The sequence below is a fragment of the Mycobacterium sp. genome (genome assembly GCF_036273375.1).
In the GTDB taxonomy this organism is placed as follows: domain Bacteria; phylum Actinomycetota; class Actinomycetes; order Mycobacteriales; family Mycobacteriaceae; genus Mycobacterium.
Genome location: NZ_DASUHS010000144.1, coordinates 1 through 21,216 on the forward strand (window position 1 = coordinate 1; position 21,216 = coordinate 21,216).

The window sequence follows — 21,216 nt, forward strand, 5'->3', positions numbered from 1 at the left end:
GCGACGGGCTGCGCCCCGGCTCGATCGCGGACGCGAACGACGCCGCGCAGCTGGCCGAGCTGAAGACCCTCGGCGAGCTCACCCACATCGCCCGGGCCCGCGACGTCCAGGTGATGATCGAGGGCCCCGGGCACGTGCCGATGCACAAGATCGCCGAGAACGTCCGGCTCGAGGAGGAGTGGTGCGGCGAGGCGCCGTTCTACACCCTCGGCCCGCTGGCCACCGACATCGCGCCGGCCTACGACCACATCACGTCGGCGATCGGCGCGGCCATCATCGCCCAGGCAGGCACCGCGATGCTCTGCTACGTGACCCCCAAGGAACACCTGGGGCTGCCGGACCGCAAGGACGTCAAGGACGGGGTCATCGCCTACAAGATCGCCGCGCACGCAGGCGATCTGGCCAAGGGGCACCCCCACGCGCAAGAACGCGACAACGCGCTGTCCACGGCACGGTTCGAGTTCCGGTGGAACGACCAGTTCGCGCTGTCGCTCGACCCGGATACCGCGCGGGAGTACCACGACGAGACGCTGCCTGCCGAACCCGCCAAAACCGCGCACTTCTGCTCGATGTGCGGGCCGAAGTTCTGCTCGATGCGTATCACCCAGGATGTCCGCGACTACGCCGCCAAGCACGGCCTGGACAGCGAGGAAGCGATCGAGGCGGCCATGTCCGAGGGCATGGCGGAGAAGTCGCGTGAGTTCGCCGAGCAGGGCAACCGGGTGTACCTACCGCTGGCCCAGCGGTGATCGCAAGCGCGGCACAGCCGGGCGCAGCGGGTCGCCGCCATCTGGCCCAGTGACGTTCCTGCCGCTGCCTGCGCCGGGCACGACGCCGCGGCGGGTGCTGTCCATCGCCGGGTCGGACTCCGGGGGCGGCGCGGGCATCGAAGCCGACATGCGCACGATGGCGCTGCTGGGGGTGCACGCGTGCGTCGCGGTCACCGCGGTCACCGTGCAGAACACGTTGGGCGTGCAGAGTTTTCACGAGGTGCCCGGTGACGTCGTCGCCGGGCAGATCGAAGCCGTTGCCGGCGACATCGGCATCCAGTGCGCCAAGACCGGGATGCTGGCGTCGCCGCGCATCATCGACACCGTGGCCACCACCTGGAGCCGGCTCGGCCTGGCGGTTCCACTCGTCGTCGACCCGGTGGCGGCATCCATGCACGGCGATGCGCTGATGGCGCCGGCCGCCCTGGATTCGCTTCGCAACCAACTGTTTCCGTTGGCGACGCTGGTGACACCGAACCTTGACGAGGTGCGGCTGCTGGTCAACATCGACGTGGTGGACCCGACGTCGCAGCGGGCGGCGGCCAAGGCGCTGCATGCGCTGGGCCCGCAGTGGGTCCTGGTCAAGGGCGGTCACCTTCGGTCATCGGATCGCAGCTGCGACCTGCTCTATGACGGCGCCGATTTCCACGAGTTCGACGCCCAGCGGGTCGCCACCGGTAACGACCACGGCGGTGGCGACACGCTCGCCAGCGCCATCGCGTGCGCCCTGGCGCACGACTTCACCGTGCCGGACGCCGTCGATTTGGGCAAGCGATGGGTCACCGAATGTCTGCGCGCCGCGTATCCCCTGGGCCATGGCCATGGCCCCGTCTCCCCACTGTTTCGGCTGTCATGATTGCCCGCCTCCTCCTCAGTCCTTTCCGGACAGCATCGTCAGCGGGCGCGTGAACCTCGACCAGATCGCAGGCGTCGCACACGAGCCGGCCAGCACACCCGCAGGCGTAGTGGTGCTCACCCACGGCGCTGGCGGCAACCGGGATGCCGTTCTGCTGCAACAAGTTTGTGATGAATGGGCGCAGCGTGGCTGGCTTGCGGTCCGCTACAACCTGCCCTACCGCCGGCGCCGGCCCACCGGTCCGCCCTCTGGTTCGGCCGCCGCCGACAGGGCCGGCATCGTCGAGGCGATCACGTTGTGCCGCGGCCTTGCCGACGGCCCGCTGATCGCCGGTGGACATTCCTATGGCGGTCGACAGACGTCCATGGTGGTTGCGGGCGGGGAGGCCGCGGTGGACGTGCTGACGCTGTTCTCCTATCCGGTGCATCCACCGGGCAAACCCGAACGCACCCGCACCGAGCACCTGCCCGATATCACGGTGCCGACGGTGTTCACGCACGGCACGTCGGATCCGTTCGGCACGCCCGAGGAACTGCGTGCCGCCGCCGCGTTGATCACCGGGACGACCGCCGTGGTCGAGATCGCCAGTGCCCGACACGATCTGCGATCCAAGACGTTGAACGTGCCGGCGTTGGCCGTCGATGCCGCGCTGCAGTTGCTGGGGCGAAATTATCCGGGGTAGCGAGAATAACAGGCGTCGGCGTTGCCGGTCACGCCGCCGCGGAACGCCGCAATCCGAGTGAAACCGGCCGGAACGCTGGTGCCGTCAGCGTCACTGGCGACCAGATGGTTGGTGAGCAGGCCGGCAACCGCTTCGTCGAGATCACCTGCGGTCAACAGCAATTGGTTGTGCGAGGGCAGGTCGATGGGTTCGGCCATCTTGCGATGCGCCACACCGGTCAGGCATGCGGTCCGCAGCGCGGTCCACGGGCTCTGCATCGGCAGACTGCGCTCATGCTGCACCGCCAGCGCGTATCTCGACATCACGACGGACAGCGCGGTGTCGTCGCCTTGCGGCAACGTCTGTTGCTTCTCGTCGGCGACGGTGCCCATGGCGGCGAGTCCGGGCAGGTCGACCACGATGGTGTTGGTGCCCGGACAGTAGGACGCCGGTGGGGTCGCCTTGGCGTCCGGGCAATCGGCCGGCTGGTAGGACAGCGCCGGCGGGTTGGTCGGGGCGAAGACCTTTCCCAGCAGCTCCATCAAATTCGCCAAGGTGTCCTGGTTGATCGGCACCTCACCGGTCTCCATTGCCCCGGAGTTGTCGACCCGCAAGGCGTTTGGCAAATCGCCGCGGCGCTTCTCGATTTCGTTGCGGTTGATCGCCGCACAGGCCGAGGCCCCGTTGAGAAAACCCATTTGGAAGGCGCTGACGCGGTCCAGGGCCGAACCATGCGCGTCGTCGTTTACCGTCTCGCTGTCCATCGCCGGATCACGGGTGGTGATGATCCCCGCCAGCACGTGGTCTAACCCGTCGGCGGTGCTCAGCGTGAAGCGCGGCGACTTGCCGTCCGCGACCCAGTACATATAGACGCCCGCGAAGCAATCGGCCTGCTGCTCGCGGATGATGGTCGCGTCCCGTCTGGTCACCAGCTTCGCCATCTGCTGCAGCGCATGCCCGAATTCGTGCGCCAGCACACCGGTGACGGACATGTCGCCGAAATACTTCTGCGCGACGGGCATGAATACGCCGCGGTCCCAGGCGATCAGGTTGCATTTACCGGTGTAGAAGGCGTTGACGAGCTTGTAGGTGTCGTTGTGGCACACGATCGGGCTGCTCGGATCGGTGGAGTTGTAAGACAACATCTTGCTGACCGGAACGAACTTGCCCTTCAGCGATTGGTCGTACACCGACTGCCAGTAGTCCTCGATGTCGTTGACCGACAGCAGCGCCAGGGTGTCGATCGGCCCGTTGTCGGTATTGAGCACCTTGCCTTTGGGACTGGGTGCGTTCGAACGGGTTCCGCTGGGCCCGTTGGTCGCCGGCAGACCACCGACGAGGAAGGGGTCGTTGAGCATCGACAGCGCACGCCCGCCGACGAACGTCGTGCAACCGGCCACCACGAGCACCGCCGCCGCCCATACGAGTGCCGACCTGAGCGCATGGCTATTCATGACCAACCTCATCCCGACCGGCTACAGGGCAGCATCAAGGAAACTCATCCTAGAGGCATTGACCCTACACGGCAGCACAAATCGAGATACCCAGCAAACACCGGCCCGACGCAGGGTTGCTAAAAAAGGGGGTGGCTCGCCGTCGCCGTCAACCGGTCGCTCCGCGTGCGTTACTTGAGCGGCTGATCGGGCTTGGCGGTTGTGGCTGCGCTGCGCGGCTATGCGGTGGGCCCTGTTTTGGGCGCGGGTCCTGCTGCGCAGCGGCATCATCGCCATGCGGTCGCCGGAGTGCTCGAGTTTTGGCGCAGTGGGTGCGGGCGTGTCGCCGGTGGGGGCGCAAAGGCTGGGAAACAGCAGCGCACTGCCCGGGGTGGTGACGTAGGTGTGCTGGTCGGGCAGCGTCCAAATGACTGTTCCATCGGGAAGCTGCTCGTCGAGCCACGCAGTCCAAAAAGTCTTGAGCAAGTGGTGACACCGACTGGCTGACTAACACTTCAAGCATATGTGTGAGTTATTCATGAACCGCAACACAAATCTACGCAGGCGGCTTGCGGGTGCTCTAGAGTGACGCCCGGTTCGAAGGTCGCGGTGCATATCAACGACGCCGTGATCAAACTTGAGTGAGGTGGAGCCAAAGTGACCGAGACAACCGAGGCTGCGGCCCGACAACTGCGTGAAACAACTGTCCTTACCCACCTCGAAGCCGAGAACCAACACGACATCGCAGCCACACTTGCCACATTCAAATCCGGCGCCGCAAGAACAGAATTGCCCGGCGAGGTCGCTGACGGCTATGAGGCGGTCGCCGATGCGTACCGCGAGCTTTTTATTGCCTTTCCAGACATGCGCTTCGACGTCAACCCCGGCTCGCTGTGCCACCATGACGACCGAGTGATCGTGGAGACTCGCGTACTCGGTACACACCTGGGGCCATATCGCGGGCTCCCCTCAACCGGTCGCTCAGTCGAACTGCCGCTGGTCGCGATCTTCCAGTTCGACGGAGCCGACCTCGTCTGCGAGCGCGCCTATTTCGACCGTATCGCGCTGCTCATTCAACTCGGCGTCGGGCGCGATCCCAACACCACAGCAGGCCGGATCGCAACACTTCTCAACCACCCCATGGCCGTCGCCCGGGCGGCGCTGCGCTCGCGCAGAGTCCCGCGCTCATAGGGCGTGAGAGCCCTGGCGGCGCGCCGAAAGACGTCCTGTGTCGAGCACGCTACGCGACCTGGTCATCGGGTCAGGTTGGAATTCGAGGAACGCGGCACTCATGACCTCAAGGGTGCCGGGTGAGTGGCGTTTGTTCGCCGTCGCTTCCTCTTAGCGGCGGCCCTGGGGGTGTGTCTTCCAAGGACGCCCGTGCCGTCGGGCAGCTGCCGGTCGCGCCAACCCCAGACGTCTTCATCAGATGGTGAAGACGGCACAGCGCCTTGAGGTTCGAGGCATGCGTAGCGCCGCCGTCGGCGTAGGGGATCGTATGGTCGAGATCGCAGTCGGTGGCCGGACGATCACAGCCAGGGGCCCGACAGGTCAGATCCCGGCAGCGCACGAAGTCGGCCAGTGTGGTCGAGGGGGTGTAGCGGGTTTCAGCACCCGCCGGTGTCGCCAGCGGCACCAGCCGCGCCGAGCGGGCCAGCTCCGCGAGGACCTCGGCCGGGATGAGTCCGTCTGCCCCGGGTGAGGCGGCCGGGGTGGACCCGCGGCCCTCGACGCTGGCCTGGTCAGCGATCACGTGGATCACCACGTTGGGCTTAGGCGCACGTGTGCCCGCGGCGCAGTCGCGACGCCCGCAGCCGCACACCAGCCGCGAGCCGCCGGCGGCCAACGCCCCCAACGCATCAGCGCGTCGCTGTGTGGCGGTGCGCGGGTCGGCGTCGCACACGGTGGCGGCCAACTCATCGAGGCGGCGATTCAGAGCCTGGCCGTCGGTGGCGAAAACGCTGCCGGTCACATACGCCATCCCCGACGCGTCGGCGAGCACCTCCACGTACCGATCGGACAGCGCTTGCCGGGCGCGGCGCACCGCATCGGCATCCACGACGGCCACCACCCGGTCCACCGCGGCGGCCAGCCCGCTCCGGGTCAGCGACGGGCGCCGCGACATCAGCACCGCCAACTGCGCATCCACTTTTTCCAGCACGCCGGCATCGGTGATCAAGTCGGTGCGAAACACGATCGTCTGAAACGTCCGATAGTCGATGTGGCCGGCCGAAAGGCCTTACCGACCTGCGGCAACCGATCCCGCATCGCCATGGCATAACGCAGATAGCCATGGCCCATCGCCACGCTGCACCCCGACGCCGCCGCCACCTGCGCTGCCACCGCCTCCCAGGCATCCGCCGACCATTCCGCCCGCTCCCCCGACTCGCGACAGCGCAACACCAACAACTCACCGGCGGCCACCAACCGCTCAGCGGCGGCCCGAGCCTCCGCGCTCCCGGCCTCGCGCACCCGGTCCAGCAGCGCCGCCGACTCCAGCGTTTCCCGGGAGGCGTACCACAACTCGAACATGAGTTCGATTATGCCAGTCGCGTACGACAAGCCGCGCCCGTTACGGCACGCGGGTGCGATGCCTCTTGTTGTGCGGCGGCACACCGTTGACCCCACCGATTGACTCCGCGTAGCTTCCGACGGCGAACCCGACACCAGAACCCATGACCGCCAACGTATTCCGGTTGATGTTGTCGACAGTGTCGCGAGGGCTCTGGAAGTTCGGGTCGAACGCCACGCCGGCCTGACCGCCCCATAGCCGAGCCTGGACGGGAGTTTTCGGCTGCGATGCTCCGGTGGTCATGCCGCCGACGGGCACGCCCGCAACCATGAAGGGGTGGTAGTCGGCCCTGGTGTCCAACGGCATGTCCGCGGGCCGCTTGCCGGCAAGGTTCAGATAACCGGCCAGGGTGCGTTCGATGCCGGCCGAGCCTTCGGGCACGTCCGCGGCGGAGACTCCGGATCCGGGCGGCCCGGACTGATCGCCGTCGTCGGTGAAGAATCCGGCATTGGGCGAACCCAGCATGGTGAAGTTCAAGTACAGCGCGATGTCGTTGAGTTGCTTACGATCCATGCCGAACACGTAATCCATGACGCCGTTGCGCCCGTCCTCGTCGGCGCCCCAGAACGCGAAGCGCACCGCGTTGTTCACCGGCGCGAGCGGGCCCAGTTGCAGCGCCGCCTCCAGCACGGCGGCGACCCCGGAGCCGTCGTCGTTGATCCCGGGTCCGGCGCGCGAGCCGTCCAGATGCGCACCCACCACGACGACGTCATTGGCCGACCCGGTCTTGGTCTGCGCCACGATGTTTCGGGAGGTGATCTTGACGTTCTGCGCATCCAGCACCAGCCGTATCGGTGCGGTCGAGCCCGCCAGCGCGGCGGCACCGGAGGAACCCAGTACGGCGACTGGAACGGTCAGCTGCTTGAAGTAGCCGGTGGTGAACAGCGTGGGTGGAGCTCCCCGGCCAGTGGGGGAACTGAGCACGATCACCGCACTCGCGCCCTTGGCCACCGCGCTGTTCTGTTTGTCCACCACCGAACACTGCGCGTCGTCGACGACGGCGATCGCGCCCTTGGGCACGACGGCAGGGTATTCGTTGGCCGTGCAACCAGACGGCTGCGTCGGACGGATCGGCTGCCCGGTCAGTCCGCCCGGCGGAGTCTGAACCAGCAGCGAGGCCTGGTCAACGGGATAGGTGCGGCCGGCAACGGTCAGCGCCGGCTTACCCAAAGAGACGGTGTAGAGCCGGTCGAACTGCGGTGTCTGCACGTCGAAACCCTTGTCGTGCAGGGTTTTAGCGACGTAGTCCACGCTGGCGTTGAAGCCCGGCATCCCGTCCGCACGGTTGCCGCCATTGGCGTTGGCGATGTTCTGCAAGGCACGCAGGTGCGTCAACATGCCCTCGGCAGTCACCTTCATGGCCAGGCTGTGCCCGAGCTCGGGTGTCGTTGTCGGCAGCGCCAGCCGCGTCGACGAACAACCGGCCACCATGGCGATCAGCAGCAGAGTCGCGACCAGCCGGGAGATCATGACTTGACGAGCACGTGCCGGGTCCGGTCCGCCGTGGCGGGAACGCCGTTATGTCCGCCGAGGTCTTGCGCGTAAAGACCGATCGCGTAAGCCACGCCGCCACCGTTTATCCCCAGCGCGGTGCGATCCACGTGGTCGAAAGTGTCAGCCTTCTGGTGGTAATTGGGGTCGAACGGTTGATCGGCGGTCCCACCCCACAACTTGGCCTGGTCGGCGGACATCTTGCCCTCGGCGCCCGAGAACAGGCCGCCGGCGGGGATCCCCGCCAGCGTGAATCCGTCGTAGTCAGACCGGCCGTCGAACGAGGTGTCCTGCGCGGTCTTTCCGGCCGACTTCAGGTAGGCGACCAGCGTTCGCTCGATGCCCGCCGAACCCTCGGGTACCACCGGCTGGCCACGAGCGTCCACGGGCAGCGACTGGTCGCCGTCGTAGGTGAAGTAACCGGGGTTCGGCGACGCGAGCATGTCGAAGTTCAGGTACAGCGCAATGTTTTTCAGCCCCGTGAGGTCCAGGGACTCGACATAGTTGCGTGACCCGATCAGCCCGAGTTCCTCCGCGCCCCAGAAGCCGAACCGCAGCGCGTTGTGCACCGACGGCGAACTGCCCAGCCGCACAGCGGTTTCCAGCACCGCGGCTACACCCGATCCGTTGTCATTGATGCCCGGCCCTTCGGGCACGCTGTCCAGATGCGCCCCCGCCATCACCACGTCGGTCGCCGATCCGGTTTTGGTCTGCGCAATCACGTTGCGGGCCCGGAAGCTTTGGGCGCTGGCATTGAGCTTGATCGTGGTGGGTCCCGGCTGCCCGCGCAACTGCATCCCCACCGATCTGGTCACGCTCAGCACCGGAATCTTCACCTCGGTGGTCGGTCCCAGCGTGCCGCCCATCTGTTGCTCGTCGACGTTGTCGGCGATGATCATCGCCACGGCGCCACGCTGTGCCGCGGCGTCTTCCTTCTGAGTGAACGGGCAGGTGCCGCGATCGACCAGCACCACGGCGCCGTGCAGCGGCAGGTTGGCGTAATCGGAGGCCGCGCAGCCAAGGTTGTTGGTCGGTGCGGCGACCAGCTGCCCGCTCACGCCCTCCGGCGCGGTGCCCAGGCTGAAGTCCAGTGCATGCGCCTCCACCGCCTTGCCGCCGACGGTGACCTCCGGCTTGTCGCCGTGAAACACTCGCGCCGAGAATTCGGGGGTTTGCACGTCAAATCCGCTGCTGCGCAGAACATTTACCACGTAGTCGACGCTGGCCTCATATCCGGGTGTACCCACCGCCCGGGTGCCGTTGTTGGCATTGGCGATGTCTTGCAGCTTGGACAGGTGTGCCATCATCGCGTCGGTAGTGACCTTGTCGCGCAATGCGGAGGCAAAGTCGCGCGCGGCCGGGTTACCGGTTGTTTGCTGCGAGTCAGACGACCGATGGAAGCAGCCGGTTGAGAATGCCGTCAGGGCGACCACGGCGAGCAACGCCGGAATCGTCGTGGATTTGTTCACCATCGCGCCCCAGGTTAGACCGCGGCCCAAGCGGCCCGGCTCAGGACACGGCGGTATCAGACATGCAGTGCGCTCAACGGCGCAACGGGGACGTTGCGCACCACGAACCAGGCCAGCACCAACGACAGTGTCACGACGGCGGCCCAGCGTCTGTGCTGCCAACCGCGGATCCGCCGACCCACCAGACGCCCGTAGGTCCAGGACACATACGCCCACACCAACAGCACGACAGCCGCCAGGCCCAATGCGTTGAACCTGGCGGCCGCCAACAGATTGCCGTGCATGAGCGAGTACACCATTCGCAAACTGCCGCATCCGGGACAGTCGATACCCAACAACGCCTTGGTGGGGCATACCGGCAGCGGGCCGTTCGGGGTGGTCGGATCGCCCGCCCAGATGGCGGCGCACATCAGCGTCGTGGATGCGGCCACCACCAGTGGTGCACCCAGATTCGCGTGCGCCGCCCCCCAGCGGGTCACCATGATCGAGACCGGAGGCTTTAAAACATCGCGGCGAGTGCCGCGTTGGTGTTCGTGTTCAGCGCACCGATCGCCAGCAAAATGCCGTAGATGATGGCTACAACAACGCCGATGACCGCCGACCAGATCACCCATCTCTTGGCGCTCTCGGCGGACGCTTGCGCCTCCGCGTAGCGGCCCTGCGCCCACAACCCATTGACCTGGCTCGACTTGACGATCGCCACGATTCCGAAGGGAAGACAGCAGAAGAGGGTCGCCAGAATCGACCACACCAGATAGTTATTCGGTGCTTCGCCTGCTGGCTGCTGCGGCGGGTAACCAGGAGGCTGCGGCGGATAACCGGGGGGCGGAGGAGGGGGTTGTGTCATGGATTCTCCAGTCAAGAGAAGTTAGCTGACGTAAAGCGGTGCTAACCATACCCGAGCGGGCTCTGATCGGCACTAGCAATGAACAAATCTTGTTTAGGCCGTCCCGTGCGCAACGCGCCGCCGACGCCTCTGCTTCGCGAAAGATCTGGATTATCGGCGCACCTCAACAGAATTCGAGCTCCTGCGCGACCACCGACGCGCCACTATCATTTGCCTGGTCGTCTACGGGTTGACCCGAGGAAGGATGCCCACACAGACAATTGCCAGCGGAATGTATTGCTTTACCACGACATAGCCCTACTATCCGTGTTTAGAAACGGCCGTTAAGGAGCCATTCATGTCTGATTTCAGCAACGTGCTGAGGGTGGCGACGGTAACGGCGCTCACCGGCGGTTTGGCCTTAGCGGGCGGCGTCCCAGCGAGCGCGGATCCCGCCGCCACCGGGACCACTTCGGATATCAACACCCTTGCGGCCTCGTTGTCGAAGGGCTACGGCCTGAACAACTGCACCGCCCAGAACATCGACCGCAGCACACAACTGGCCGTGCTCACCTGCGGGCAGAGCCCCGACCCGCGCGGACCGGTACAGGCCAAGTACGTCCTGTTCACCAATGCCGACAATTTGGCCACTTCGTTCAAGGCCACCATCAACGAGGACGTCCTGACCCCATGCGGTGATGCCAGCCAGTCGCCGTCGAACTGGCACAAAGACGGGTCGGCCGCCAGCGCCGGGCAGGCGGCGTGCGGCACTTACCGAAACGGCGCCGAGATCATCTGGACCACGGACGCCAACAACACGTTGGGTTACCTGCGCGCGTCCAACACCGACGTTGCGGCGCTTTACCAGTGGTGGCGCGCAAACGGGTGAAATTCCCGCTGTGCCGCAACCGATTCTGTGCACCGACAACCGAGAAACGTTCGCCCCTCTTTATTTCCATCAACCGCAGGGAGTCAGGAAATGTCACATTTGAAAACCGCGCTGCGAGTCGTGTCGGCCGCAGCTTTCACAGGCAGTTTGGCTTTCGCGGGTGTTGGCACCGCGAACGCCGAACCCAACACCGGTACGGCGACAGACATGAACACGCTGGCCGCCTCGCTGTCGAAGGGCTACGGCCTGAACAACTGCAAGTCGCAGGAGCTGACCGAGGCCGGCGAACTGGCCGAACTCATTTGCGGGCAAAGCCCCGACTCCAGCGGGCCGGGCTCCGGTGTCTACGCCCTGTTCTCCGACAGCACGAACCTGGGCTCCGCCTTCAGTTCCACCATCAAAGACGTGTCCCTGGCCGCGTGTGGCGACGCCGGGCAATCGCCGGGAACGTGGAAGCAGAACGGTCAGACGGGCGGCCAGATCGCGTGCGGCACATACAAGAACCATGCGACGTTGACCTGGACCACCGACGCCAAAAACGTGTTGGGACACCTCACCTCGGCCAATTCCGATGTGAACGCGCTGTACCAGTGGTGGCGCACGAACGGCTGACGTTTACAGCTGAGCCGCAATCAGATCCGCTACCGCCCGCATCCCGGCTGCGTTCGGGTGTAAGGGAGCGGGGCGGCCCGGCAGTGGAACACCGAAGCGTGCCGGCAGCGTCGTCCATGGCTCTGCCGACCATGCGTGATGTTCGCGCCCCGCCGCCCCGGCGCGGATGACTTCGCAACCGGTCGCCGCGGCGGCGTCGGCCGTCATCGTTTCCAGCGTGGCGGCCACGTGCCGGCCCAGGTCCGCATCGGTGGGTGACAGGGGCGCGGCCGGGATGCCTGGGGGCGGCAGGATCGTCAGGTAGTCGACGAAGAAGATCCGTGCCCGCGCCGATCGCTGACGCAGTGTACGGCCGACCGCGCACAGCGATTCAAACACCGCGTCCAGGGCGCGATCCCGCGCCTGGCGATCCAGCAGTTCGCAGATGCGGCCCCCCAGCAGCGGCAGGTGACGCAGCGAACTCGGCAGTGCCGCAGCCATCAACAGCGGGATGTAGCCGACGTCATTGCCGGCGATGGTCACCGTAACCAGGCTCTCGGTGCCGTCGAGCGCGGCGATTTGGGGTGGTGCGGCGCGTTGGCGGTCGGTGAGCACGTGCGCGGTGGTCGCCCCGGAGAAGGTGACGTCGACCAAGTCGTGCTGGTATCGCTGCGCGATCAGATGCGCGTAGTTGCGTGCGGATCGGCCCGACCAGCGCGGGGCCCCTGCGGCGCGGGGCCGGATACCGGGACCGGCGGCCATCGAACTGCCCAGCGCCACATAACGACTCATGGTTGCGGGCTCGAAGCCTGCGCCCAGAACCGCTTCGGGATCCGTCCGGCGCGCCGCGCCAGATAACCGGCGGTGACGGCGGCGGCCATCGCGGCGGCCATCGCGGCCGGATCGGCGGCCCTGGTCACCGCGGTGGCCAACAGCACGGCGTCACAACCCAATTCCATCGCCAGCGCGGCGTCGCTGGCCGTCCCGATGCCTGCGTCGAGCACCACCGGAACTCCGGCCCGGGCGACGATCATTTCGATGTTGTGCGGATTGGCGATGCCAAGGCCGGTGCCAATCGGTGAACCCAGCGGCATGACCGCCGCGCACCCGGCGTCCTCGAGCCGTTGCGCCAGCACCGGATCATCGTTGGTGTAGGGCAGGACGACGAACCCGTCATCGACCAATTGCTCTGCGGCTCGCACCAATTCGACCGCGTCGGGCAGCAGCGTGCGTTCGTCGGCGATCACCTCGAGCTTGATCCAGTTGGTGTTCAGCGCTTCGCGCGCCAACTGTGCGGTGAGCACCGCCTCGGCCGCGCCGCGGCATCCCGCGGTGTTGGGCAGCGGCGTGATGCCCAGCCGATTGAGCAGCTCGAGCAGTCCGGTGCCGCCCTCGGCGTCGACCCGGCGGATGGCGACGGTGGTCAGTTCCGTGCCCGAGGCCACCAGCGCCTCTTCGAGCACCGCGAGGTTGCTCGCTCCCCCGGTGCCCATGATGAGCCGCGACGCGAAGCTGCGGTCGCCAATGGTCAGTTTTGAGTCAGCCACCTTGCACCGCCGTCACTATCTCGAGCCGAACACCGTCGAAAAGCTCTGTGGTCCAACGGGATCGCGGTAACACCGCGTCGTCCATGGCCACTGCGACGCCGCGGTCCGGAAAACCCAGGGAATGCAGTAGCGCGGCGACCGTGATGTGCGCGTCGACGTCGACCTTTTGCTCGTTGACCACGACGATCATTGGTGTGCTCCCACCGGGGCGAGTTCGGAAACGATCTGTTCTGCCGTCCAGGGCGCCAACAGGAATCCCGAGCGGCCGTGGCCGGCGGCCACCAGCGTTCGCGCGTCCAGGCGATGCACCAACGGCAGATTATCGGGTGTCATCGGGCGCAGCCCGGCGGCGCACTCGGCCAGCTCGTATTCACCCACCGCCGGCAGCACCGCGCACGCGTCGTCGAGCAGGTCACGCACCCCCGAAACGACCGGGGCGGTGTCGCGGCCATGCTCGTACTGGGTGGCGCCGACGACCACCCCGTCGGCGCGCGGCACCAGGTACACCTGCCGTCCGTGCACTCGGGCGCGAACAACCCGCTGCGGCAACGGCATACAACCCTTGCGCCAGCGCAGTCGCAGCACTTCGCCCTTCACCGGCCGCACCGGCAGGCCGGGCCACAACGCAGGCGCGTCGATGCCGTTGGCGATCACCACCGCGTCGGCCTCGACGCGCGACAACTCGTGCACCGGCGGCGCCCACGACACCCCGAGGCGTTCGCACTCCGCGTCCAACGCGTCCAGCACCGCCCGGTTGTCCACGGCAAGCTCGGTGGGCGCCCGAAAGCCGTGCCGGATGCCCTGCGCCAGCAGCGGTTCGACGTCGCGGACGGCCGACTCCCAGACCACCGGGTGCCCTTGGGCGGACAACCACTGTGCGACGGTGCGCAGGTCGGCGGCATCGGCGCGGTCGACGGCCACCACCAGCGACTCGCGCGCGGTGACCACTTCGGGCGGCAGCCCGTTCAGGAAACCTCCGTCGCGCCACAGCCGCAGCGATTCCAGACCCAGCCGCAGCAGTCGCTCTTCGCCGGGCCAGCCCTCGCTGTGCGGCGCCAGCATGCCGCCGGCGACCCAGGATGCGCCCGTGTGGTCGCTACGGTGCACCCGCACCGACCACCCGGCCTGCGCGGCGCGGCGCGCCACCGCGAGCCCGATCACGCCGCCGCCGATGACGGCAAGGGACCCCAGCGGGGGCCCCGGGGTTATCCCGGTCATTCGCGAGCCTCCCTTCGCCGGCATGACCCGGATCAGGTGTGACGGTAAGGGCAGGTCCGGGTGGCTCCGGCTGTGCCCACTCTCAGCCCCGCAGTCAGTCGACTACCCGGGACTCCCGTGTCTGGTAGTTCTCTTCGGCTCCACGCTAGCGCGCTAGCGTCTCGGTGTGCAGCGTCCCATTGATAGACGGCTTTCCGCTCTGGCCACCGCGCGACTGTATCTGTGCACCGACGCGCGCCGTGAGCACGGCGATCTGGCGGAGTTTGCCGACGCCGCCCTGGCCGGCGGCGTGGACATCATCCAGCTGCGCGACAAGGGATCGGCCGGTGAGCAGCGGTTCGGCCCGCTCGAAGCGCGCGACGAGCTGGCGGCGTGCCAGATCCTGGCCGACGCCGCCCACAGGCACGGCGCCTTGTTCGCCGTCAACGACCGCGCCGACATCGCCCGCGCGGCCGGCGCCGATGTGCTGCACCTCGGGCAGGGCGACCTGCCGCTGGACGTCGCGCGTGACATCGTCGGGACGGACGTGTTGCTCGGACTGTCCAGCCACGACCATGAGCAGGCGGTCGCCGCGGCCGTCAGCCAGGCCGACTACTTCTGCGTCGGTCCCTGTTGGCCCACGCCTACCAAACCGGGCCGCGAGGCGCCGGGCTTGGGATTGGTGCGGACCGTCGCCGAGCTCGGATCGGACAAGCCGTGGTTCGCGATCGGCGGCATCGACGAGCAGCGGCTGCCCGAGGTGCGCGAAGCCGGTGCCGGGCGCATCGTGGTGGTGCGGGCGATCACCGCGGCCGCCGACCCGCGGGCCGCGGCCGAGCGGCTCAGTTCGGCGCTGGCAGCAGCGAGCTGATCCGGCGGGTCAGCTGCGAGGGCTCTTGGCCGGCGTGCCCGGGCATACACCAGACGAAGACGCCGGTCTCGATCTCGATTGTGCGCGGCAGGTATTGGCGTCGTTCGTCGCCGTGGTCCAGCGGCAAAACCGCCGGCGCGGTGCGCAGCCGCTGCCAGCTGGCCGCGAAGCCGGGATGCAGTGGCAGGTCGGCCACTTCGCCTTCGGCGACCCACCGCATCTCGGCGCTTTCCCGGTTGGGCACGGTGTGCAGCAACTCCTCGGCGTCGGCGACGACGGTGGTGTAGCTCCAGTGCGTGCCGGCCATCCCGGCGACCTCCGCCGTGACCACGGTCGCACGCACGGCGAGTCGTTCACCCAGCAGCCCGGCCTCTTCGTTTGCTTCGCGGACCGCGGTCTCCTCCGGCGTTTCGTGGCTGTCCCGGGCCCCGCCCGGCAACCCCCAGGTCCCGCCCTGATGACTCCACACCGCGCGATGCTGCAGCAGCACCGCGGGCGTGCCGTCGGGTTGCGGGGCCCGCAGCAGCAAACCCGCCGCGCCGAAGCGGCCCCAGTAATGGGCGCCGCGCTCGGAGATCACCCAACCGTCACCGTCGCCCTGCACCGATTCAGGATATGCAGACTTGGTCGGGGCGCCGTCAATTGCGTCTGCCTCCACCCATCCGGCCGAACATGCTCTTAGACTTCGCTTATAGAGGTCCGTGCAGCGAAATCGAGTGGCCGAGAGACGAGGGCTGATAAGACGTGACGGTTGAGCTGGCGCACCCGTCGACCGAGCCGCAGGGATTGCGGTCACCGGCCGAACCAGCCCATCCACGCTGGTGGTTCATCTCGACGACGCCGGGCCGCATCTTGACCATCGGCATCGTGCTGGCCGCGCTCGGCGGGATCAGCGCCTTCGCCACCTCGACCACCATCAACCACCGGCAGCAAGTGCTCACCACGGTGCTCAACCACACCGAGCCACTGTCGTTCGCCGCCGGGCGGCTCTACACCACCCTGTCGGTGGCCGACGCCGCGGCCGCGACCGCGTTCATCGCCGAGGCCGAACCACAGCCCGTTCGCCAGCGCTATGAGCAGGCCATCACCGACGCGTCGGTGGCCGTGACCCGGGCGTCGAGCGGGCTCACCGACGAACCGCTGGTGCAGTTGCTGGGCCGGATCAACGCCGAGCTGGCCGTCTACACGGGTCTGATCGAAATCGCCCGAACCAACAACCGGGAGGGCAATCCGGTCGGCTCGTCGTACCTGTCGGAGGCATCGGGGCTGATGCAATCGACGATCCTGCCCGATGCGGCGCGGCTCTACCAGGCGACGTCGGAGCGGGTGGACGCCGAAACCACCGCGTCGACGCAGATCCCGGCGCCGGTCATCATGGTGGTCGGCGCCACCGTGATATTCGGCGCGTTCTCCCACCGCTGGCTGGCGCGGCGCACCCGGCGGCGGATCAACCCAGGCCTGGTGGTGGGCGCACTGGCTATTCTCGTCATGGTGGTTTGGGTTGGAACTGCGCTGACCATTTCTACGACGGCCAGTCGTAGTGCGAAGGACACTGCCGCGGAATCCCTCAAAACCGTCACAAATGTCGCGATCACCGCCCAGCAGGCGCGCGCCGACGAGACGCTGTCTCTGATCCGTCGCGGGGACGAAGAGAAGCGCAAGCAGTCGTTTTACCAGCGCATCGACTCCATGCACCGACAGCTCGACCAGTACATGTCCCGCAGCGATGCCGTGGACAAGCCGGACCTGGAAGGCGCCGATCAGCTGCTGCTGCGCTGGCGGCAGGCCAACGACCGGATCACCTCGTACATCTCGGTGGGTAACTACCGGGCCGCAACCCAGGTGGCCCTGGGCAGCAGCGAAGAAGACTCCACCCCGGCGTTCGACAAGCTGGATGGCGAGCTGGTCAAGGCCATGGATCAGGGCCGCATCACCCTGCGCAACGACGTCATCAACGCCCGCAGCGGGTTGTCCGGCGCACAGGTGGGTGGCGTGGTGCTCAGCCTCGGCGCCGCCATCGCGGTGGCGCTGGGGCTGTGGCCGAGGCTGAAAGAGTATCGATAATGATCCGGCTGCCCCTGCTTCGCCGGGCGTGCACCGTGGCCGCCGCGGTGGCGGTACTGGCGGGTTGCGGACACACGGAATCGCTGCGGGTGGCCAGCGTGCCGACGTTGCCGCCGCCGACACCGGTCGGCATGGAGCAGCTGCCGCCGCAGCCGCCGCTGCCGCCCGACGGCCCGAATCAGAGCTGCGATCTGACGGCCAGCCTGCGGCCGTTCGCCACCAAGGCGGAGGCGGACGCGGCGGTCGCCGACATCCGGGCCCGCGGCCGGCTGATCGTCGGGCTCGACATCGGCAGCAACCTGTTCAGCTTCCGCGACCCGATCACCGGCGAGATCACCGGATTCGACGTCGACATCGCCGGCGAGATCGCGCGCGACATCTTCGGGGCGCCTTCGCACGTCGAGTATCGGATCCTGTCGTCGGACGAGCGGGTCACCGCGTTGCAGAACTCCGAGGTGGACGTCGTGGTCAAGACCATGACCATCACCTGCGACCGGCGCAAGCTGGTCAACTTCTCGACCGTCTACCTCGACGCCAATCAGCGCATCCTGGCCCCGCGCGACTCGTCGATCGTCAAGGTCTCCGACCTGTCCGGCAAGCGCGTCTGCGTAGCCAAGGGCACGACGTCGCTGCACCGGATCCAGCAGATCGATCCGCCACCGGTCGTCGTCTCGGTGGTCAACTGGGCCGATTGCCTGGTGGCGATGCAGCAGCGGGAAATCGACGCGGTCAGCACGGATGATTCGATCCTGGCCGGGCTGGTCGAAGAGGACCCCTACCTGCACATCGTCGGCCCCAATATGGCGACTCAGCCCTATGGCGTCGGGGTCAATTTGAACAACCCCGGACTGGTTCGATTCGTCAACGGAACCCTGGAACGGATCCGCCGGGACGGTACGTGGAACACGTTGTACCGCAAGTGGTTGACGGTGCTGGGGCCCGCGCCGGCCCCGCCCACGCCGAGGTATCTGGACTGATGGCCGAGCCGGATAAGCAAACCGAGCAGCCGGAAACCGGCTCAGACGACGTGGCCCCGGGCACCCAACCGGCCGACGTCCAGGGCGGCGCGGCGACAGGGCGGCTGCAGGCCACGCAGGCGCTGTTCCGTCCCGACTTCGACGACGACGATGACGACGACTTTCCGCATATCTCGCTGGGCGCTTTAGACACCGATCCGCAGGACCGCGTGACGGTGGCGACGCGATCGCTGCCCGCGGTCAGACAGCTCGGCGGTGGCCTGGTCCAGATCCCGCGCGGACGAGACATCGATCCGCGCGAAGCCCTGATGACCAACCCGGTGGTATTGGAGTCCAAGCGATTCTGCTGGAACTGCGGAAAGCCGGTCGGCCGGTCCAGCAAGAAATCCAAGGGGACGTCGGAGGGTTGGTGCCCGTCCTGCGGCAGCCCGTATTCGTTTCTCCCACAGCTCAATCCCGGCGATATCGTCGCCAATCAGTACGAGGTCAAGGGCTGCATCGCGCACGGCGGTCTGGGCTGGGTCTATCTCGCGGTCGACCACAACGTCAATGACCGGCCGGTGGTGCTCAAGGGTTTGGTGCACTCCGGCGACGCGGAGGCGCAGGCGATAGCGATGGCCGAACGACAGTTCCTGGCCGAGGTGGTCCACCCGCAGATCGTGCAGATCTTCAACTTCGTCGAACACGTCGACCAGCACGGGAATCCGGTCGGCCTCATCGTCATGGAGTACGTCGGCGGTCAGCCACTCAAGCACGGGAAGGGCGAGAAGCTACCCGTCGCCGAGGCGGTCGCCTACCTACTGGAAACCCTGCCCGCACTGAGCTATCTGCACTCCATCGGCCTGGTCTACAACGACCTGAAGCCGGAGAACATCATGCGCACCGAAGAGCAGCTCAAGTTGATCGACCTGGGTGCGGTGTCGCGGATCAATTCATTCGGATACCTTTATGGCACACCGGGTTTCCAGGCGCCCGAGATCGTGCGCACCGGCCCGACGGTCGCCACCGACATCTACACGGTGGGCCGCACGCTGGCCGCGCTCACGCTCAATCTGCACACCCGCAACGGCCGCTACGTCGACGGCCTGCCCGAGCACGACCCGGTGTTGACCAGCTACGACTCCTTCCGCCGGTTGTTGCGCCGGGCCATCGACCCCGACCCGCGGCGCCGGTTCTGCAGCACCGAGGAGATGTCCGCCCAGTTGATGGGTGTGCTGCGCGAGGTGGTCGCCCACGACAGCGGGGTGCCGCGGCCCGGCCTGTCGACTATCTTCAGCCCCAGCCGCTCCACGTTCGGGGTCGACTTGCTGGTCGCCCACACGGACGTCTACCTGGACGGTCAAGTCCACTCGGAGAAGCTCACCGCCCGCGAAATCGTTACCGCGCTGCAGGTTCCGCTGGTCGATCCGGCCGACGTCGCCGCTCCCGTCCTGCAGGCGACCGTGTTGTCCCAGCCGGTGCAGACCCTGGACTCGTTGCGCGCGGCCCGGCACGGGACGCTGGACGCCGACGGCGTCGAGGTGTCCGAGTCGGTGGAGCTGCCGCTGATGGAGGTCCGCGCGCTGCTGGATCTCGGCGACGTGGCCAAGGCCACCCGCAAGCTCGACGACCTGGCCGAGCGGGTGGGCTGGCAATGGCGATTGGTGTGGTACCAGGCCGTCGCCGAGCTACTCACTGGCGACTATGATTCGGCCACAACACATTTCATCGAAGTGCTGGACACGTTCCCCGGCGAGCTCGCACCCAAGCTGGCGCTGGCCGCCACCGCCGAACTGGCCGGCGACGTCGACGACCACAAGTTCTACGAGACGGTGTGGAAGACCAATGATGGCGTGATCTCGGCCGCGTTCGGGTTGGCCAGAACGCTGTCCGCGGAAGGGGATCGGGACGCCGCGGTGCGCACGCTGGACGAGGTGCCGGCCAGCTCCCGGCACTTCACCACCGCGCGACTGACCAGCGCGGTGACGCTGTTGTCGGGACGGACCAAGAGCGAGATCACCGAGGAGGACATCCGCGACGCGGCCCGGCGGGTCGAGGCGCTGCCGCCCACCGAGCCCCGCGTGCTGCAGATCCGCGCCCTGGTCCTGGGCTGTGCGATGGACTGGCTGGAGGACAATAAGGCCAGCACCAACCACATCCTCGGTTTCCCGTTCACCGAGCACGGCCTGCGGCTGGGAGTCGAGGCGTCGCTGCGCAATCTGGCCCGCGTCGCCCCCACCCAGCGGCACCGCTACGCGCTCGTGGACATGGCGAACCGGGTGCGACCCGCCAGTACGTTCTAGGGGGCCACGTCGGGCCCACCTTCGAGTGTGCTTCCAGGGCGGGAAATTAGCGTGGAATTCGCCCTAGACGCACAGTCAAAGTCCTGAACGCACACTGGAAGCCACAAGGGCGGCTCGGACACGGCGCACCACGTCGACGGGGTGGTCCTCAGCGACGACCCGGACGACGATCCAGCCCATCCGCTCGAGCCTTTCCAGCCGCCGAACGTCCTTCACGTATTGCCGCCGGTCGGTCCGGTGTTGATCGCCGTCGTATTCGACGGCCACCATTGCCTCGTCCCAGCCCAGGTCGAGGTGGGCGAAGGGGAGGCCGTCCACGCCGAGCACCGGCATCTGCGTTTGCGGCCGGGGCAGGCCGGCATCGACAAGCAGTAGCCGCAGGTAGCTCTCCCGAGGGGATTGCGCTCCCCGGTCGACGAGTTCTAGCGCGGTTTCGAGCTGCCGCAGGCCGGGCGAACCAGGGTGGCACCGGGCGACACTGCGCACGTCGTCGACCTTGAAGTCCGTCGCACGCGCGAGGGCGTCGAGCCGTACAACGGCTGAGCGGATGGCTCCGCGCCTCCCGATATCGAAGGCCGTTCGCTCGGGTGTGGTGACCGGCAAGCCGCCGACGGACTGCGTCTCGCCCTTGGTCAGCGCGCAGCGGCGCGTCAGCACGCCTTGAGGCGCGCGAGGTCTATCGCATATCAGCTCAACGGGGACATTGTCGGGTATCCACCT

21 protein-coding genes and 2 pseudogenes are annotated in these 21,216 nt (G+C 67.1%); 10 read left to right on the forward strand and 13 right to left on the reverse strand.

Annotation, left to right across the window (positions count from 1 at the left end):
• The 3 genes from VFW69_RS13670 to VFW69_RS13680 form a co-directional block, all read left to right on the forward strand.
• Nucleotides 1-749 (forward strand): phosphomethylpyrimidine synthase ThiC (locus VFW69_RS13670; RefSeq protein ID WP_526502058.1); only part of this gene is annotated, 749 nt, incomplete at its 5' end.
• A 49-nt stretch (nucleotides 750-798) separates the two neighbouring features.
• Entirely contained in the window at nucleotides 799-1,626 is an 828-nt protein-coding gene (gene thiD, locus VFW69_RS13675) for a bifunctional hydroxymethylpyrimidine kinase/phosphomethylpyrimidine kinase (RefSeq protein WP_526502059.1), read from the forward strand.
• A 49-nt stretch (nucleotides 1,627-1,675) separates the two neighbouring features.
• Entirely contained in the window at nucleotides 1,676-2,308 is a 633-nt protein-coding gene (locus VFW69_RS13680; RefSeq protein ID WP_526502060.1) for an alpha/beta hydrolase family protein, read from the forward strand.
• Here the strand turns inward: VFW69_RS13680 and VFW69_RS13685 are convergent.
• Both VFW69_RS13685 and VFW69_RS13690 read right to left on the reverse strand, forming a co-directional pair.
• The gene (locus VFW69_RS13685) at nucleotides 2,296-3,741 is read right to left on the reverse strand and encodes a neutral zinc metallopeptidase (RefSeq protein ID WP_526502061.1); all 1,446 of its coding nucleotides are present in this window, start codon (nucleotides 3,739-3,741) and stop codon (nucleotides 2,296-2,298) included. The genes VFW69_RS13680 and VFW69_RS13685 overlap by 13 nt on opposite strands.
• 123 nt (nucleotides 3,742-3,864) lie before the next feature.
• Nucleotides 3,865-4,218: pseudogene (locus VFW69_RS13690) on the reverse strand (HNH endonuclease signature motif containing protein); the annotation flags it as partial.
• Nucleotides 4,219-4,377: 159 nt separating this feature from the next.
• Between VFW69_RS13690 and VFW69_RS13695 the strand changes: the two are divergent.
• Nucleotides 4,378-4,911 (forward strand): ester cyclase, encoded by a 534-nt coding sequence (locus tag VFW69_RS13695; protein WP_526502062.1) that lies wholly within the window; start codon nucleotides 4,378-4,380, stop codon nucleotides 4,909-4,911.
• A 179-nt stretch (nucleotides 4,912-5,090) separates the two neighbouring features.
• Here the strand turns inward: VFW69_RS13695 and VFW69_RS13700 are convergent.
• From VFW69_RS13700 to VFW69_RS13720, 5 genes and pseudogenes are all read right to left on the reverse strand, one after another.
• Nucleotides 5,091-6,252 (reverse strand): annotated as a pseudogene (locus VFW69_RS13700) (HNH endonuclease signature motif containing protein); the annotation flags it as partial.
• 40 nt (nucleotides 6,253-6,292) lie between these two features.
• A complete protein-coding gene (locus tag VFW69_RS13705; protein ID WP_526502063.1) occupies nucleotides 6,293-7,762 on the reverse strand; it encodes a M28 family peptidase in 1,470 nt (489 codons plus the stop codon).
• Nucleotides 7,759-9,255, reverse strand: a complete 1,497-nt coding sequence (locus tag VFW69_RS13710; RefSeq protein ID WP_526502064.1) for a M28 family metallopeptidase — start codon at nucleotides 9,253-9,255, stop codon at nucleotides 7,759-7,761. The genes VFW69_RS13705 and VFW69_RS13710 overlap by 4 nt, the downstream gene beginning before the upstream one ends.
• Nucleotides 9,256-9,308: 53 nt before the next feature.
• Entirely contained in the window at nucleotides 9,309-9,734 is a 426-nt protein-coding gene (locus VFW69_RS13715; RefSeq protein WP_526502065.1) for a DUF2752 domain-containing protein, read from the reverse strand.
• 17 nt (nucleotides 9,735-9,751) lie between these two features.
• Complete coding sequence (locus tag VFW69_RS13720) at nucleotides 9,752-10,099, reverse strand: CD225/dispanin family protein (protein WP_526502066.1); 348 nt, start codon at nucleotides 10,097-10,099, stop codon at nucleotides 9,752-9,754.
• Nucleotides 10,100-10,436: 337 nt separating this feature from the next.
• Between VFW69_RS13720 and VFW69_RS13725 the strand changes: the two genes are divergently transcribed.
• Nucleotides 10,437-10,967: a serine/threonine protein kinase gene (locus VFW69_RS13725; protein WP_526502067.1), complete on the forward strand. Its 531-nt coding sequence runs from the start codon at nucleotides 10,437-10,439 to the stop codon at nucleotides 10,965-10,967.
• Between the two features lie 90 nt (nucleotides 10,968-11,057).
• Entirely contained in the window at nucleotides 11,058-11,579 is a 522-nt protein-coding gene (locus tag VFW69_RS13730) for a serine/threonine protein kinase (protein WP_526502068.1), read from the forward strand.
• Between the two features lie 3 nt (nucleotides 11,580-11,582).
• Here the strand turns inward: VFW69_RS13730 and VFW69_RS13735 are convergent, their stop codons facing one another.
• The 4 genes from VFW69_RS13735 to thiO are packed head-to-tail and all read right to left on the reverse strand — an operon-like array spanning nucleotide 11,583 to nucleotide 14,323.
• Nucleotides 11,583-12,350 carry an SGNH/GDSL hydrolase family protein gene (locus VFW69_RS13735; protein ID WP_526502069.1) on the reverse strand — a complete coding sequence of 256 codons (768 nt, stop codon included), beginning with the start codon at nucleotides 12,348-12,350 and terminating at the stop codon, nucleotides 11,583-11,585.
• A complete protein-coding gene (locus VFW69_RS13740) occupies nucleotides 12,347-13,105 on the reverse strand; it encodes a thiazole synthase (protein WP_526502070.1) in 759 nt (252 codons plus the stop codon). The genes VFW69_RS13735 and VFW69_RS13740 overlap by 4 nt, the downstream gene beginning before the upstream one ends.
• Nucleotides 13,098-13,295, reverse strand: a complete 198-nt coding sequence (gene thiS / locus VFW69_RS13745; protein WP_526502071.1) for a sulfur carrier protein ThiS — start codon at nucleotides 13,293-13,295, stop codon at nucleotides 13,098-13,100. Before thiS ends, VFW69_RS13740 begins: the two co-directional genes overlap by 8 nt.
• Entirely contained in the window at nucleotides 13,292-14,323 is a 1,032-nt protein-coding gene (gene thiO / locus VFW69_RS13750; RefSeq protein ID WP_526502072.1) for a glycine oxidase ThiO, read from the reverse strand. The genes thiS and thiO overlap by 4 nt, the downstream gene beginning before the upstream one ends.
• A gap of 178 nt (nucleotides 14,324-14,501) precedes the next feature.
• On the opposite strand from thiO, the gene thiE reads away from it, so the two are divergent.
• Nucleotides 14,502-15,173, forward strand: a complete 672-nt coding sequence (gene thiE / locus VFW69_RS13755; RefSeq protein WP_526502078.1) for a thiamine phosphate synthase — start codon at nucleotides 14,502-14,504, stop codon at nucleotides 15,171-15,173.
• On the opposite strand, the gene VFW69_RS13760 is transcribed toward thiE, so the two are convergent.
• Nucleotides 15,145-15,777 (reverse strand): NUDIX hydrolase, encoded by a 633-nt coding sequence (locus tag VFW69_RS13760; protein ID WP_526502073.1) that lies wholly within the window; start codon nucleotides 15,775-15,777, stop codon nucleotides 15,145-15,147. The genes thiE and VFW69_RS13760 overlap by 29 nt on opposite strands.
• Before the next feature lie 140 nt (nucleotides 15,778-15,917).
• Here VFW69_RS13760 and glnX point away from each other — a divergent pair, with 140 nt between their 5' ends.
• The 3 genes from glnX to VFW69_RS13775 are packed head-to-tail and all read left to right on the forward strand — an operon-like array spanning nucleotide 15,918 to nucleotide 20,496.
• Nucleotides 15,918-17,237, forward strand: coding sequence for a protein kinase G-activating protein GlnX (gene glnX / locus VFW69_RS13765; protein ID WP_526502074.1), 1,320 nt, complete (start codon nucleotides 15,918-15,920; stop codon nucleotides 17,235-17,237).
• Nucleotides 17,237-18,214: a glutamate ABC transporter substrate-binding protein gene (locus tag VFW69_RS13770; RefSeq protein ID WP_526502075.1), complete on the forward strand. Its 978-nt coding sequence runs from the start codon at nucleotides 17,237-17,239 to the stop codon at nucleotides 18,212-18,214. Before glnX ends, VFW69_RS13770 begins: the two co-directional genes overlap by 1 nt.
• On the forward strand, nucleotides 18,214-20,496 hold the full coding sequence (locus VFW69_RS13775) for a tetratricopeptide repeat protein (RefSeq protein WP_526502076.1): 2,283 nt from the start codon (nucleotides 18,214-18,216) through the stop codon (nucleotides 20,494-20,496). Before VFW69_RS13770 ends, VFW69_RS13775 begins: the two co-directional genes overlap by 1 nt.
• Before the next feature lie 75 nt (nucleotides 20,497-20,571).
• Here VFW69_RS13775 and VFW69_RS13780 read toward each other — a convergent pair.
• Nucleotides 20,572-21,216 (reverse strand): endonuclease domain-containing protein (locus tag VFW69_RS13780; RefSeq protein WP_526502077.1); only part of this gene is annotated, 645 nt, incomplete at its 5' end.

What these genes read in the sequence shown, in the direction of transcription:
- VFW69_RS13735 (WP_526502069.1), bottom strand. Translation starts at nt 12,350, where the DNA reads ATGAGTCGTTATGTGGCGCTGGGCAGTTCGATGGCCGCCGGTCCCGGT.
- VFW69_RS13685 (WP_526502061.1), bottom strand. Translation starts at nt 3,741, where the DNA reads ATGAATAGCCATGCGCTCAGGTCGGCACTCGTATGGGCGGCGGCGGTG.
- thiS (WP_526502071.1), bottom strand. Translation starts at nt 13,295, where the DNA reads ATGATCGTCGTGGTCAACGAGCAAAAGGTCGACGTCGACGCGCACATC.
- VFW69_RS13715 (WP_526502065.1), bottom strand. Translation starts at nt 9,734, where the DNA reads ATGGTGACCCGCTGGGGGGCGGCGCACGCGAATCTGGGTGCACCACTG.
- VFW69_RS13775 (WP_526502076.1), top strand. Translation starts at nt 18,214, where the DNA reads ATGGCCGAGCCGGATAAGCAAACCGAGCAGCCGGAAACCGGCTCAGAC.
- VFW69_RS13730 (WP_526502068.1), top strand. Translation starts at nt 11,058, where the DNA reads ATGTCACATTTGAAAACCGCGCTGCGAGTCGTGTCGGCCGCAGCTTTC.
- VFW69_RS13705 (WP_526502063.1), bottom strand. Translation starts at nt 7,762, where the DNA reads ATGATCTCCCGGCTGGTCGCGACTCTGCTGCTGATCGCCATGGTGGCC.
- thiO (WP_526502072.1), bottom strand. Translation starts at nt 14,323, where the DNA reads ATGACCGGGATAACCCCGGGGCCCCCGCTGGGGTCCCTTGCCGTCATC.
- VFW69_RS13770 (WP_526502075.1), top strand. Translation starts at nt 17,237, where the DNA reads ATGATCCGGCTGCCCCTGCTTCGCCGGGCGTGCACCGTGGCCGCCGCG.
- VFW69_RS13725 (WP_526502067.1), top strand. Translation starts at nt 10,437, where the DNA reads ATGTCTGATTTCAGCAACGTGCTGAGGGTGGCGACGGTAACGGCGCTC.
- VFW69_RS13710 (WP_526502064.1), bottom strand. Translation starts at nt 9,255, where the DNA reads ATGGTGAACAAATCCACGACGATTCCGGCGTTGCTCGCCGTGGTCGCC.
- VFW69_RS13720 (WP_526502066.1), bottom strand. Translation starts at nt 10,099, where the DNA reads ATGACACAACCCCCTCCTCCGCCCCCCGGTTATCCGCCGCAGCCTCCT.